This window comes from Novosphingobium sp. (assembly GCF_030699305.1).
Taxonomy (GTDB): domain Bacteria; phylum Pseudomonadota; class Alphaproteobacteria; order Sphingomonadales; family Sphingomonadaceae; genus Novosphingobium.
The window spans coordinates 233,138-246,340 of the sequence record NZ_JAUYNB010000038.1 but is presented as its reverse complement, the minus strand read 5'-3'; the positions used below and the strand labels follow the sequence as shown (position 1 = coordinate 246,340).

The 13,203-nt window shown below is 64.6% G+C and carries 12 protein-coding genes; 5 read left to right on the top strand and 7 right to left on the bottom strand.

Translation table 11 applies throughout. The features are described 5' to 3' along the window. Positions 1-7: 7 nt before the first annotated feature. Both Q8Q53_RS15820 and Q8Q53_RS15815 read right to left on the bottom strand, forming a co-directional pair. Positions 8-766 (bottom strand): IclR family transcriptional regulator C-terminal domain-containing protein, encoded by a 759-nt coding sequence (locus Q8Q53_RS15820; RefSeq protein WP_305702748.1) that lies wholly within the window; start codon positions 764-766, stop codon positions 8-10. A 148-nt stretch (positions 767-914) separates the two neighbouring features. Then, positions 915-1,757, bottom strand: coding sequence for an alpha/beta fold hydrolase (locus Q8Q53_RS15815; RefSeq protein WP_305702747.1), 843 nt, complete (start codon positions 1,755-1,757; stop codon positions 915-917). A 243-nt stretch (positions 1,758-2,000) separates the two neighbouring features. Between Q8Q53_RS15815 and Q8Q53_RS15810 the strand changes: the two genes are divergently transcribed. The 5 genes from Q8Q53_RS15810 (at position 2,001) to Q8Q53_RS15790 (ending at position 7,961) form a co-directional block, all read left to right on the top strand. Then, positions 2,001-3,353, top strand: a complete 1,353-nt coding sequence (locus Q8Q53_RS15810; protein ID WP_305702746.1) for an MFS transporter — start codon at positions 2,001-2,003, stop codon at positions 3,351-3,353. 135 nt (positions 3,354-3,488) lie between these two features. Continuing rightward, a complete protein-coding gene (locus Q8Q53_RS15805; RefSeq protein WP_305702745.1) occupies positions 3,489-4,421 on the top strand; it encodes an SDR family NAD(P)-dependent oxidoreductase in 933 nt (310 codons plus the stop codon). 2 nt (positions 4,422-4,423) lie between these two features. Beyond that, positions 4,424-5,599, top strand: coding sequence for a Rieske 2Fe-2S domain-containing protein (locus Q8Q53_RS15800; RefSeq protein WP_305702744.1), 1,176 nt, complete (start codon positions 4,424-4,426; stop codon positions 5,597-5,599). 50 nt (positions 5,600-5,649) lie between these two features. Beyond that, positions 5,650-6,822, top strand: a complete 1,173-nt coding sequence (locus tag Q8Q53_RS15795) for an acyl-CoA dehydrogenase family protein (protein WP_305702743.1) — start codon at positions 5,650-5,652, stop codon at positions 6,820-6,822. Then, positions 6,822-7,961, top strand: coding sequence for a CaiB/BaiF CoA-transferase family protein (locus Q8Q53_RS15790; RefSeq protein ID WP_305702742.1), 1,140 nt, complete (start codon positions 6,822-6,824; stop codon positions 7,959-7,961). The genes Q8Q53_RS15795 and Q8Q53_RS15790 overlap by 1 nt, the downstream gene beginning before the upstream one ends. A gap of 74 nt (positions 7,962-8,035) precedes the next feature. Here the strand turns inward: Q8Q53_RS15790 and Q8Q53_RS15785 are convergent, their stop codons facing one another. Genes Q8Q53_RS15785 through Q8Q53_RS15765 form a run of 5 tightly spaced genes read right to left on the bottom strand, consistent with a single transcriptional unit; the run spans position 8,036 to position 13,113 of the window. Continuing rightward, a complete protein-coding gene (locus Q8Q53_RS15785; RefSeq protein WP_305702741.1) occupies positions 8,036-9,022 on the bottom strand; it encodes an ABC transporter substrate-binding protein in 987 nt (328 codons plus the stop codon). Next, positions 9,019-9,906, bottom strand: a complete 888-nt coding sequence (locus Q8Q53_RS15780) for a fumarylacetoacetate hydrolase family protein (protein ID WP_305702740.1) — start codon at positions 9,904-9,906, stop codon at positions 9,019-9,021. Before Q8Q53_RS15780 ends, Q8Q53_RS15785 begins: the two co-directional genes overlap by 4 nt. Positions 9,907-9,924: 18 nt before the next feature. Next, positions 9,925-10,932, bottom strand: coding sequence for a cupin domain-containing protein (locus tag Q8Q53_RS15775; RefSeq protein WP_305702739.1), 1,008 nt, complete (start codon positions 10,930-10,932; stop codon positions 9,925-9,927). A 31-nt stretch (positions 10,933-10,963) separates the two neighbouring features. Then, positions 10,964-12,181, bottom strand: a complete 1,218-nt coding sequence (locus tag Q8Q53_RS15770; RefSeq protein WP_305702738.1) for an acyl-CoA dehydrogenase family protein — start codon at positions 12,179-12,181, stop codon at positions 10,964-10,966. 53 nt (positions 12,182-12,234) lie between these two features. Then, positions 12,235-13,113, bottom strand: a complete 879-nt coding sequence (locus tag Q8Q53_RS15765; RefSeq protein ID WP_305702737.1) for a VOC family protein — start codon at positions 13,111-13,113, stop codon at positions 12,235-12,237. Positions 13,114-13,203 lie beyond the last annotated feature (90 nt).

The following is a 13,203-nucleotide window of genomic DNA, read 5'->3' as shown; positions in this document are numbered from 1 at the left end:
CGAGTCCCTATTTTTCGAACAGAGCGGCGATGCTTTCTGCAGCGCTGCGCAATGCGGGCACATACTTGGCGCAGGCTTCCTCCAGCGCCATGGCAGAGGTCGGGAACGATGTGCATAGCGCCCCCACCGCCGTCGAAAAGACGATGACCGGCACGGCGATGGTGGTCGTTCGCTCAGGCTCGCCGCCCGAACGCAGGGCATAGCCTTTTTCGGCTGCGATCGCGATCCGGTCGCGCGCGGCGTTCAGCATTTCCTCGAATGTCTCGTCAAACGTCTCATCGCGCAACTGGTGCGATTGCAGGCGCGACAGGATCGCCTCGCGCTCATCTACCCCGCAGTGCGCCAGATAGACACAGCCTGTGGCGGTCGACAGGATCGGCAGGCGCAGCCCGGTCCGCCCCCGGTCGAACACGAACGGGTTGTGGTGGCGGGTGGTCGCCTGAATGACCATCATGTCGGTTTCAGGCGTGGAAAAGGTGTGGGGCCAGCGGATGCGCTGCTGCAATTGTTGCAGCACCGGCATAGCCTGTTCGGCCATCCGGTGTTCGGGCTTGTATCCGGCGCTCAGCGACAGGATCTGCGAGGTCAATCGCACCGAACTGTGTCCATCGACCCGCTCGATATAGCCAAAACTGCACAGGTTATCGATAATCCGGTGCACCGCCGGGCGCGAAATGCCGGTTGCCCGGTGCAAATCCACGACCGTGCAGATTCCCAGATCGTTGATCGATTCGATGACTGCCAGCAGCCGCCCGTCAATCGCCATCTCCCCATCCTCTCCCGTGGTGCCCCTGTTCAAGGGCCTTTTTTAGGTGGCCTGCAAGACCCAGGCGCGCACCATACTATGACCCCGGCGATGATGCGCGCCTGCATTTTGTGGTCGCGGCAGCACCGACCCGCATCGGCCGAACAGTTCAGCCTTCGGGATTATCCGCCATGAAGCGGTGAACCATCGAATTGAACTCTCTGGCGTGCTCCAGTTGCAACCAGTGGCCGCAGCGATTGACGATCAGCACGCGCGAATTGCGGATCATGCCTGCCAGCCGGATCGCATGGGTGAAATGCGTCACCCGGTCATCACGGCCATGCATCAGCAACGTCGGTGCGGCGATTGACGGGATCTGGTCCTGGTTCAGGCGTACCATCGGCCCCTTGCCGTGTCCGCCGATCCAGTTGTCCACGTGGGCCTTCTGCGCCAGCGTGTTGTTCAGCCGTTCCTGAATCAGTTCATCGGTAACGTTCGAGGTATCGAATGTCATGATGTTGGTCAGCGCCCGGATCGTTTCCAGACTGGGTTCGAAATAGGCGCGCTCCAGCACTTTGACGCCTTCGGTCAGCCCGGCCGGTTCGAACATGCCCGGAACGCCTGACGGCGACCCCATCGTGATCAGGTGCGAAACAAGGTCGGGCCGTTCATAAGCCAGGCGGATAACCGAGGCCCCGCCCATCGAGTTGCCGACGACTGCCGCCCGGGTGATCCCTAGAGTATCAAGCAGTTCGGCCAGCGCGCCGGAGTTGTCGCGGCTTTCATAAGCGACCGGCTGCGAACGTCCCCAACCCGGCAGATCCACCGCGATGACGCGAAAATGCTCTGACAGATAGGGGATATTCGGGTTGTAATTGCTCCAGCCCGAAGCCCCCGGCCCGCCGCCGTGAACCAGCACGAGCGGATGCCCGGAACCGGCATCGTTGTAATGGATGTCCCAGTTCTTGGTGCGGACTTGCTTGCTGGTGCCTTCGAAGGTCAATTCGACCATGATATCCCTCTCCCTTACCCATGTCCGTAGTTCGGACGCGTTGCTGTTTTTTCGTTCGGATTGCCGGTCTGCGCTGGCCAGAGGCCCGAAACGCGGGTCCATAAAACCCAGACGCAAGGTGACAATCACCCCCGAACGTGTAATGACGATAGCAGGTTCCAGAATGATGGTTCAACAAAAATTCGATGCCAGCGACCGGGGTGAAGACGGCCCGGCATCGGCGACGGGAGAGGGAACAGAGCAATGACGCAACCGGCAGATCTGCCGCAGGCATCGGTCATGCGCCGCCGCGCCATGTGGTCGAGCTATCTTGGCTCGGCGGTCGAATACTATGACTTCCTGCTCTATGGCATCGCCGCAACGCTGGTGTTCCCGAAGGTCTTTTTCGCGCTCGATCCGAAAGTCGCCACGCTGGCGTCGTTCGCCACGCTGGCGGTCGGCTATGTCGCCCGCCCCCTCGGCGCGATCTTCTTCGGCCATTACGGCGACCGGATCGGCCGCAAGAAAATGCTGATGGTAACGCTCTACCTGATGGGCGTGTCCAGCTTCCTGATGGGCCTGCTGCCGTCCTACAGCATGATCGGGGTGGCCGCGCCGCTGGCGCTGATCGCGCTGCGGCTGGTTCAGGGCTTTGCCGTCGGCGGCGAATGGGCCGGGGCCACGTTGCTGTCGATGGAGCACGCGGGCAAGAAATCGCGCGGGTTCGCTGCCTCGATCGTCGGATCGGGCGCACCGTCGGGCGCGGTCATGGCCACGCTGGCGCTGATGCCGTTTGCCGCGATGGAGCAGGACCAGTTCCTGACCTGGGGCTGGCGCATACCCTTTCTGCTCAGCGCGGTGCTGGTCGTGCTGGCCGCATGGCTGCGTAGTTCGGTGGAGGAAACGCCAGACTTTCTGGCGATGCAGGAAGCGCGCAAGGCCGAGCCCCAGCAAAAACGCGAAATTCCGCTGCTGGTCGTGCTGCGGTGCTATCCCGGGCCGCTGCTTAACGGCGTGCTGGGCAGTCTGGCCTGTCTGGCGATGACCACTCTGACCGCCACCTTCATGATCAACTTCGCGATCAACGTTGGCGGCCATGCGCAATCGACCGCGCTGGGGCTGCTGACGCTGGTCAACGTGGTTCATATCTTCGCGATCCCCGCCTTTGCGATCCTGTCCGACCGGATCGGGCGCAAGCCGGTGATGCTGGCCGGGGCGGTCACCGGCATGGTCCTGATCTTCCCGATCTTCCACCTGCTGACAATGGGCAGCCCCTGGGCGCTGCTGCTGGCGCTGGCGCTGGCCAACCCGGTGATCCACGCGATGATGGGCGGCCCGCTGAGCGCATGGCTGGGCGAAAAGTTCGCCGCCGACATCCGCTACAGCGGCATGGCGGTGACGTTCCAGGTCGGCTCCACGATCAGCGCCGGGTTCGCCCCGCTGGTCGCCACCTGGCTGCTGATGCGCGGCGGCGGGACCGATCCCACCAAGGTCGGCCTGTTCTTCATCGCGCTCTGCGTGATCTCGATCGTGGCGATCCTGTTCGCCCCGGAAAGCTTCCGCAAGACGCTGGCCGTGACCACGACCGAACCGAACGGCGGCAAGCCCGGGGCCTGAACCACGGGTCCGGGCTTGTCCAAACTACGGACGCCCGGTCCGCGCCTGTTTCGCGCGGCCGGGCGATTGAACAAACAGCATAGAGCACGACCCGGCGCAGCCTGATTCGTGCGGAACACTAAACAAGGGGCGGAGATGGACAGGCTGGCCAACAAGGTGGCGATCGTTTTTGGCGCTGGGCCGAATATCGGTGGCACCATTGCCCACTTTCTGGCGCGCGAAGGGGCCAGCGTGGTGGTGTCCGACATCAGCCTGCCCGCCGCCGAGGAAACCGTGGCGTTTATCCGCGACAAGGGCTTCACCGCCCATCCGGTGCAGGGCAACGCCACGGTGCAGGACGACGTGCGCCGGATCGTCGCGGAAACAGTCGAAACGTATGGCCGGGTCGATATCGCGGTGAACATGGCCGGGCGGGTGCACTGGTCGCACCTGCTCGACATGGACATGGACGACTGGAACGATTCCGTTCTCAGCTTTCCCACGGCCGGCTTGCTGACCACGCGCTTTACCGCGCAGGCGATGATCGATGGCGGACACGGCGGGTCGATCATCCACCTGCTGTCGACCGCCGCACATTTCGGCGAGGCAGACGGCACAGCCTATACCTCGTCCAAGGCCGCGCTGCTCAGCTTCGCGCGGTCCGCAGCGATGGATCTGGCGCATTTCGGCATCCGGGTGAACACGGTCACACCCTGCGCGATGGAGCACCAGCTGTGGACGCTGATGCGCGACGAAGTGCTGGACCCCAACTGGGAAAAGCCCACCCGCGGCGGGTTCTATTCACGCGACGATTACCTGAAGATGCTGCCGCTGGAACGGTTCCCGCGCGCGTCGGACCTCGCTTGGGCGACGGTGTTCCTGGCCTCTGACGAGGCGCAGATCATCACCGGGATCGACATCCCGGTCGATGCCGGATTGCGCCACAAATACCCGACCTGGACGCCCGGCGATCACACCGGCGTCAACATCCGCGATTTCGCGGCGAAAACCCGCATCACCCGCTTTGGCGAACCGCAGGAAAAGCTGGTGCCAGAGCAGCACCCCGATCCGATCAGTCAGGAGAAATGACGATGAGCGATGCCACCACTCCCCTTCCCATGGCGGAACGCCTGCGCCAGTTGCACCTGACCGGCGCGGTTACCAGCATGGGCAAGCTGCTGCGCAAGTTCTGGCAGCCCGTCGCAATTGCCGAGGCGCTGGTCGCGGGCAAGGCCAAGACCGTGAAGGTCATGGGCGAAACCCTGACGCTCTATCGCGGCGACAGCGGCCAGGCCTATCTGGTCGGTGGCTATTGCCCGCACCGGCTGACGCTGCTCGCCAATGGCTGGGTCGATGGGGACGAGATCCGCTGCCTTTATCACGGCTGGCAGTTCAATGGCACGGGCCAGTGCACCCACCGCCCGGCGGAACCGGACACCAAGCAGCCCAACATCCGCGTGGTCAGCTATCCCACCCACGAATACGCCGGGCTGATCTTTGCCTATATGGGCGAAGGCGAGGCGCCGGAATTTGAACTGCCGCGCAAGTCGGTGTTCGAACGCCCCGGCGCGCTGCAATTCGCGCGGCTGGAAACCTGGCCGTGCAACTGGCTGCAACAGGTCGAAAACTCGCTCGACGCGGTCCATGTCAGCTTTGTCCACCACTGGGGCAATGTTGGCTCGTTTGGCAAAGTCGTCGCGTCGACCATCCCGACACTGTCGTATGAAGAAACCGACGCCGGCATCCGCCAGACCGCCGTGCGTTCCGCCGGGTCGACCCGCGTGTCGGACTGGACCTTCCCCAACAACAACCACGTATCCCACCCGACGCTGGAAGCCGACGATCCGTGGGTGGACGTGGGCGTATGGATGACCCCGGTGGACGATGAGAACACCATGCGGTTCCTGATCTATTCGATCCCCTCGACCGATCCGGCCACCGACGCCCGCATCCGCGAATATTTCGAGAAGTATTCCGAATACAACCCTGCCGACCACCACGACGAGCTGTTCTTCGAGAACAAGATGCCGGACGACAAGCTGGTCCAGCTGACCTCAGCGCAGGACTATGTCGCCGCCGTCGGGCAGGGCGCGATTGTCGACCGGTCGCAGGAAAAGCTGGGCCGTTCGGATATGGGCATCGTCACGCTGCGCCGCGTCTACTGGCGCGAGATGGAGGCGATCGAGCAGGGCCAGCCGGGCAAGCAGTGGCAGCGCCTGTCACACGATGCCCACATGCCCAAGCAGGTCAACGAAGCCGTTTCCTGAACCCTGCCACCTGACCGAACCGGCCCCGCCGCCTGGAGAAGCGCCAAGTCATGTACGAAACCATGCCCGACCATAACCTGCCGGACGAGCTGATCCAGTTCCGCGACAACATCCGCCGCTTCGTGGACCGCGAACTGCGCCCGCTGGAAAAGCACGTCACGATCGAGGGCAAGCTGCCACGCGACGTCGAGGACGCCGTCGCGGCCAAGGCAAAGGCGGCGGGGTTCTGGCTGATGGACGTTCCGGCTGATCTGGGCGGCGCGGACCTGGGCCTGCTGGCGCTGGCGATCTTCTGGGAGGAAATCGCCCGCACCACCGCCGTTTCGGCCAGAGATCACGGCATTTTCGGGCCGACCATCGGCCCGATCCTGCTGTCCTTGCAGGGCGAGATGCGGGACAAATACCTGATGCCAGTGCTGCGCGGGGAACTGAAGGCCTGCTTTGCCCAGACCGAACCGGACGCCGGCTCCGACCCGGCTTCGATGCGGACCCGCGCGGTGCGGACGGACAATGGCTGGAAGATCACCGGCAACAAGCGCTACATCACCAAGGCCGCCACCGCCGACTTCGCGCAAGTCATGGCCGTGACCGACCCGGCCAAGGGGGCGCGCGGGGGCATTTCCTGCTTCATCGTCGACATGAATACGCCGGGGGTGAAGATCGGCCCGGCGGAAATGACGATGATGGGCGACACCCCTTATGAGATCATTTTCGAGGACGCGGAAATCCCGGCGGAGAACCTGATCGGCGGCGAGGGCATGGGCTTCACGCTGGCGCAGAACTACATCAACCACGGCCGCATCCGCCACGGCGCGCATTCCTGCGGGGCGATGGCGCGCTGTCTGGAAATGACCGCCGCCTACATCAAGCAGCGCAAGACCTTCGGCGCGCTGCTGGCGGACCGGCAGGGCGTGCAGTGGATGCTGGCCGATGGCTACATGGCGCTCCACGCCACGCGCCTGATGGTTCACGATGCCGCTGCGAAGGCAGACCTGGGCCAGGACGCACGGGTCGAAACCTTCATGGCCAAGATCACCGGCGTCGAAAACGGCTTCAAGGTGATCGATGACTGCCTGCAACTGCACGGCGGCATGGGCCTGACCCGCGAAACCCCGCTGGAACGCTATTGGCGCGACCTGCGCAGCTTCCGGATCACCGAAGGGCCGACCGAAGTGCTGAAGACCACGATGGCGCGCTCGATCATCAAGAACGCAGGCCTTTGATGCAGGACGTGCTGTCCGGGGTGCTGGTCGTCGAACTGGGGACGATGGTCACCGCGCCGCTGGCGGGGATGATGCTGTCCGACATGGGCGCGCGGGTGATCAAGGTGGAGCTGCCCGAAACCGGCGATCCGTTCCGCGCGCATGGCGGCGGGCGCTACAGCCCGCCGTTCGTGGCCTATAACCGCGGCAAGGAAAGCGTGCAGCTGGACCTGCGCTCACCCGAAGGGCTGGCGAACCTCAAGCGCCTGCTGGAACGCGCCGACGTGGTGCTGGAAAACTTCCGCCCCGGCGTGATGGAGAAGCTGGGGCTGGATAGCGCGGCCCTCCGCGCGCTCAACCCGCGCCTGATCCGCGCTTCGATCACCGGGTTCGGCACTGACGGCCCCTACAAGGACCGCCCGGCCTATGACAGCGTACCGCTGGCACTGTCGGGCCTGTCATCGCTGCTGCTGGACCCGGCCGAACCCCGGATGTCCGGCCCGACCATCGCCGACAACATCACCGGCATGTACGCCGCGCAGGGCATCCTCGGCGCGCTGCTGCGCCGCACCGCCACGGGCCAGGGCGGCCATGTCGAGGTCAACATGCTCGAAGCGGCGATCTCGTTCATGCCCGATGCCTTCGCCCAGTTCACCCGCGCGGGCGTCGTCTCCGGCCCGGAAACGCGGGTGCGGATTTCGCAGGCCTATACCCTGCGCGCCGCTGACGGCCTGCTGGTGACGGTCCACTTCTCATCCGTGCAGAAGTTCTGGGAAGGGCTGCTGAAAGCGATCGAGCGGCCCGATCTGGCCGCCGATGAACGCTTTGCCACCCCGACGGCACGGACGAAGCATTACCCTGAACTGCGCGAAATCCTGCTGGACGTGTTCGCTGCCCGCCCCCGCGCAGAGTGGACCCGCCGCCTTGCCGCCGAAGGCGTGCCGGGCGCGCCGGTCAACCGGGTGGACGAAGTGGCCGACGATCCGCAAGTCCGCCACCTTGGCACCTTCGCCCGCACGGTCCATCCGGACATGGGCGAAGTGATCGGCATCAAAAGCCCGATCCGCCTCGACGGCGCGCGCCGCGACGATCCTCCCCCGCCCCCGGTGCTCAACGCCGATGCGGACGCCATCGCGGCGGAGTTCGGCTTCACAGCCTGATCGCAAGGCACACGAAAAAAGGGCCACCCGCCGGATCGGCAGGTGGCCCTTTTTTTGGGACTGGTCCCGAAAAATCAGATCGTAAACTGCTCGAACGTCGCCGGGTGGAACAGGTCTTCCGGCGTCACCAGCCGCGAGGACAGGCCCTGGCGGTGATGCTGGGCGAAGAAGTCCTCCAGCACGTGACGGTTCTTTTCGATGCCATAAGTCCAGAAATCCTCGCCCATCAGCGCCATGTCGGCGTGCAGGCGTTCATCCACGAACGGCATGGTGATCTTGCAGGCCGACGTTTCGCGCAAGTGTTCCAGGCACTGGTCCTTGGCCTCGGTAAACGCCTTCAGCACCGCGCCGGGCAGCCACGGATGGGCATCGGCAATCGACCGGCGCACGCCGACGATGTGCATGATCGGGAAGATCTGGCGGCGCTGGTAATAGGACATCGCCTCGACCATCGGGTCGTCGAACAGCCAGCCGATGTTGGGCGTGCCAGCGGGCAGATCCGGCGCGCGCGGGGCGATGTAGCCGTCGATCTCGCCCTCGGCCAGCAACTGGGAAATCGTCTTGCCTTCCGGCGCGTCGATCAGGCGGATGCCCTCCGGCAGGTCGAGCTTGATCTTTTCCGGCCGGTCCGCATCGGAAATCCCGCCGCGCACCCAGGTTATGTCTTCGGGCGCCACGCCGTAATCCTGTTCCAGAAACGCGCGAATCCAGACCATCGCGGTCAGCTGGTATTCGGGCAGGCCGACTTTCTTGCCCTTCAGGTCTTCGGGCCGCTTGATCCGGTCCTTGCGGACATAGAACGCCGAATGGCGGAACATCCGCGACAGGAACGCGGGCACGCCGACATAGGGCAGCGTGCCGTTCGCCGCTTTCACGGTCGAGGAGGACAACGACAGTTCGCAAATGTCAAACTCGGCCTGCCGGAACGCGCGGAAGAAGATTTCCTCTGGCGAAAGGCGCATGAACACCGGATCGACGCCATCGATCTGCACATCCCCGTCAAACAGCGGACGGCAGCGGTCGTAATTGCCGACGGCGACGGAAAGTTGCAGCTTGCTCACTTCAGGACCCTCTTGTCGGCATAGGCGGGATGGATGGCGACCGTCATGTCGGCCACGCCGGTGATCCCGCAGGTGATGGTATCGCCCGGCACAACCGGGCCGACGCCTTCGCAGGTGCCGGTCATGATGATGTCACCCGGATGGAGCGTGTAGAAGCGCGAGGCATAAGCGATCTGCTCGGCAATCGACATGATCATGCGCCCGGTGTTCGACGCCTGACGCGGTTCGCCGTTGACGTTGAGGAAGAAATCCAGCGCCTGCGGATCGGCCACTTCGTCCGCCGTGACCAGCCATGGACCCAGCACGGCAAAGCTGTCACCCGACTTGCGCAAGCTGCGATCTTCCGGCCCGCGCACCACCATGTCGAGCGCGATGGCATAGCCCGCGATCACCGACAGCGCCTCGTCCACGCCAATGTTGCTGGCCGTGCGACCGATGACCACGCCCAGTTCCATCTCGTGATCGTTGCGGCGGTCCGGAAAGCGCAAGGCAATCCCCTCGCCCGGCCCGACCAGCGCGCTGACCGCTTTCTGGAAGAAGCCCTGCTGCTCGATGCTGCCCCGGAACCGGTCGGAGAACGTGGCGACATCGGATTCCGCCTCCACCACGTGTTCGTGATAGTTGACCGGCACGCCGATGATCTTGCTGGGGCGCTGCACGGGCGACAGGAACTTCGCCTCGGCCACCGGCTTGGCCGCTGCGCCCGGCAGGGCGGCGGCAATCGCGTCCTTCAGCACGTCGAGGTGCCGGATCAGCGGGTCGCCGTGGGTCGCCAGCCAGGGCTTGTCCCCCTGCGGCAGCACGGCCAGCGCCGCGCTGACATCGTGAACCATGCCGTCCTGCACCAGGCCCAGCTGGCCATCGTCGTAAATCGCAATTTTCATCGTCTGGGCCGTTCCCGTTCAGGCGGTTTCTTCGGTCAGCACGCCCAGCCGCCGCATCACGTCGCGGTCGGACAGCATGAACAGGTGGGCCTCGCCGCTGGTCGCTTCGTGGCTGGCGAAATTGCCCTGCGGGATCGTGAAGAAGTCCTTCTCGCCCCACTCGATCACCTTGTCGCCAATCGTCGAGCGGCCCGATCCGGCCACGACGAGGCAGGCCGTGCTGGCATTGCTGCGCCGGGCCGTGGTGGGGCGGCCCTGCTCCAGCGCAACCATCGTGCAGTCGAGCAGCGCCTGAGCCTGCCCGCCCGTAGCCGGATTGGAATAACGGATCGTGCGTGAGCCATCGGCCGCAGGCGGGGTGCTCGCCAGCGCCCGTTTCGCGTCGGCATAGGGATAGCGGAACACCGGCGAATGGCTCGCTTCCGGCACGCCCTCGGCCGGCAGGAAGCCGACCGCCGAGAGCGCCGCATCGGGCAGCGTTTCGGGCAGGTCCATGACCGGCGGCGGCTGAAACTTGCCGGTGCCGAGATAGCCGTGCAGCGGCACGTCCAGCGCATCGAGCCACAGCACCGGCGCATCGCCTTCGTGGCGGTGTTCGTGCCAGCACCATGCGGGCGTCAGGATCAGGTCGCCGTATTCCATCGGGCAGGGCTTGCCGTTGACGAAGGTGGTCGCGCCGCTGCCTTCCAGCACGAAGCGCAGTGCGCCCATCGAATGGCGATGCGGGCGCGCGGTCTCACCCGGCAGCAGGCACTGCACGCAGGCCAGCATCGTGCCGACGGTGTATTCATCCTCCGGCCCCTTCGCATAGGGCGTCAGGTATTGCAGCACGCGCCGCTCCACCACGTCGGGCGAGGTCGCGCTGAAGGCGTGCTCCAGCAGCGGGCGAGTCTTGGCCCATTCCCACAAGTGCGCGGCCTGCGGCGGCGCGGGCGGCTTGTGCGCGGTGGGGCTGAGCCACAACGGCGCAAGGTTGTGTGCGCGCCACTGGTCCAGCACCGCTTGATCGATCGCGTCAGACGCCATGCCCGCCTCCCCTTTCAGTCCGGTTGCCGGATCAGACGATCACGCCAGCCGGGATGGGCTTGCCGAACATATAGGCGGCCTGCGCGGCATAGACCGGCTCATCCACGTTACAGGCGTGGCACATCGCCACCGACATATCGCGATAGAAGCGCTGGATCGGGTTGGACACGCGCGCCACGTTGCCGCCCACGGTGTCAAACACGGTACGCGCAGCATCGGCGGCGCGGCGGACCGCGCGGACCTGGTTGCGGCGGGCTTCGTGTTGCAGCGAATTGGGCACGGTGCCGCCCGCCATCGCGATGTCATAGGCTTGCTGCAAACCGTCGAGCAGTTGCAGGCGCGATGCTGCGATATCCGCCAGCGCCGAACCCAGCGCAGCCATTTGGTAGGGGTTATCGATCGACTTGATCCCGCCGCGGTTGACGCGTTCCGCCGAATATTCCTGATAGCTGCGCACAACGCCCTCGGCGATGCCAATGGTCGAGGCCGAGATCACGCCGGGGAACAGGTAATCGAACGGCACTTCGTAGAGCCGCGAATCCGGGCGGTTGGCGCGGTGATAATCGCGCGCGTTCAGCTTCTTCACGCCCAGCACGCGGTAATCCGGCACGAAGATGTCCTGAGCCTCGATATCCTTGGACCCGGTGCCGCGCAGGCCCATCGTGTCCCAGCTGTCGTGGTGAATTTCATAGTCGCTGCGCGGCATGATGAAGTGGTGCGGCTCGGTAAACTGGCCCGAACCCGGTTCCAGTTCCACCAGCCCGCCGACGACCGCCCATTCGCAATAGTCGGTGCCCGACGAGAACGGCCAGCGTCCGGTCAGCCGCCAGCCGCCCTCCACCTTGGTGGCGCGGCCGAACATCGCATAGGGCGACGCGGTCCAGGTATCGACGTCCTTGCCCCAGACTTCTTCCTGCAGGCGCGGATCGGTCTGCGCGAATTCGAAGCTGTGCAGCCCGACCACGCCGCAGACCCAGCCCGCCGACGGGGCGTTTGACGCCAGGTCCATGATCAACCGGGCGAATTCCACCGGGTTGCCTTCCAGCCCGCCGTATTCCTTGGGCTGAAAAATGCGGATGATGCCGCTGTCGCGCAGGATTTCATGGGTCTTGGGCGTCAGCTTGCCCAGTTCCTCGCTGGTCAGCGCTTCTTCCGCCAGCACCGGCATCGCCGCTTCGATCCGCGCGCGGACATCGGCGACATTGGTGACTTCAGCTTCTCCCGCTGCGGTGATTTTCGATACCTGCATGCTGCTGTCCTCTTGCTTCGATTGGGCGCCGGATGGACCGGACGCGGCTTGCTTCAGTTTCCGACGATCATCGCGGGCGGCAGGTCGGGACGCAGTTCCTTGTGCCCCCAGATCGACGTGCGGGTGTAGCTCTTCGGCTCCCACAAATCGTCGATGGCCAGCCCGCCAAAGCCGTATTCGATCCGCAGGACCGACGGTGAAAAGATGTAGGTCGACACCATCCGGTCGTTGGTGTGACACCCGATCGACTTGCTGACCGGCACGTCCAGCTCCGCGCAGCGATCGACCGCGATGCCGACATCGTCGAGCGAATTGACTTCCAGCATCAGGTGGTGCGCGCCGCGCATCCCCGGTGCCGGGCTGCCGATGGCCAGCGAATGGTGGCGGCCGTTGCAGTGATAGAACAGCAGTTCCCGCCCGCCGTCGGTGATCCGATCCGACTGGTTGAAGCCCAGCACATCGCGGTAGAACCGGTCCGCCGCTGCCAGATCCGGCACCAGCAGGACGATATGGCCCATGCCCTGATCGCCGGTCTTGAACCCGCTCATCGGCCAGCCCGGCGTGAAGCTGGCGGGGGAAACAAACTGACCCCAAGCCAGTTCGTGGCGAAAGCCCATCGGATCGGTGAACGAATAAAAGCCCGCAACCCGTCGTGCGGCGGCTTCGTCCGCGCTGGCCTTGGTCAGCACTGGCCCCGCCGCCTCGATCCGGGCTTTCAGGGCAAGCGCCTCGGCCTCGCCGGACAAAGCCCAGCCGATATAGGCAATGTCGTTCTGCGCGCCGGGATGCACCCACAGGCGGCAATCGGCATCGTCCATGCGGAACCGCGCCGCGCCATCGGCGCCATCGTCAATCAGGTGAAGCCCCAGAATGTCGGACCCGAAACCGCGCCATTCGGCCACAGCCGGCGTGGTCAGCCCAAGATAAGCCATTGACCGAATCATCTCTTCTTCTCCCTGATTTATAAATACTCTAGATTCTCCATTCTAGAGAATGAAAAATAGCGCCCCGCCAGTATTATC

Coding starts and splice junctions, on each gene's coding strand:
- Q8Q53_RS15820 (WP_305702748.1), bottom strand. CDS start 766: ATGGCGATTGACGGGCGGCTGCTGGCAGTCATCGAATCGATCAACGAT.
- Q8Q53_RS15815 (WP_305702747.1), bottom strand. CDS start 1,757: ATGGTCGAATTGACCTTCGAAGGCACCAGCAAGCAAGTCCGCACCAAG.
- Q8Q53_RS15810 (WP_305702746.1), top strand. CDS start 2,001: ATGACGCAACCGGCAGATCTGCCGCAGGCATCGGTCATGCGCCGCCGC.
- Q8Q53_RS15805 (WP_305702745.1), top strand. CDS start 3,489: ATGGACAGGCTGGCCAACAAGGTGGCGATCGTTTTTGGCGCTGGGCCG.
- Q8Q53_RS15800 (WP_305702744.1), top strand. CDS start 4,424: ATGAGCGATGCCACCACTCCCCTTCCCATGGCGGAACGCCTGCGCCAG.
- Q8Q53_RS15795 (WP_305702743.1), top strand. CDS start 5,650: ATGTACGAAACCATGCCCGACCATAACCTGCCGGACGAGCTGATCCAG.
- Q8Q53_RS15790 (WP_305702742.1), top strand. CDS start 6,822: ATGCAGGACGTGCTGTCCGGGGTGCTGGTCGTCGAACTGGGGACGATG.
- Q8Q53_RS15780 (WP_305702740.1), bottom strand. CDS start 9,906: ATGAAAATTGCGATTTACGACGATGGCCAGCTGGGCCTGGTGCAGGAC.
- Q8Q53_RS15775 (WP_305702739.1), bottom strand. CDS start 10,932: ATGGCGTCTGACGCGATCGATCAAGCGGTGCTGGACCAGTGGCGCGCA.
- Q8Q53_RS15770 (WP_305702738.1), bottom strand. CDS start 12,181: ATGCAGGTATCGAAAATCACCGCAGCGGGAGAAGCTGAAGTCACCAAT.
- Q8Q53_RS15765 (WP_305702737.1), bottom strand. CDS start 13,113: ATGGCTTATCTTGGGCTGACCACGCCGGCTGTGGCCGAATGGCGCGGT.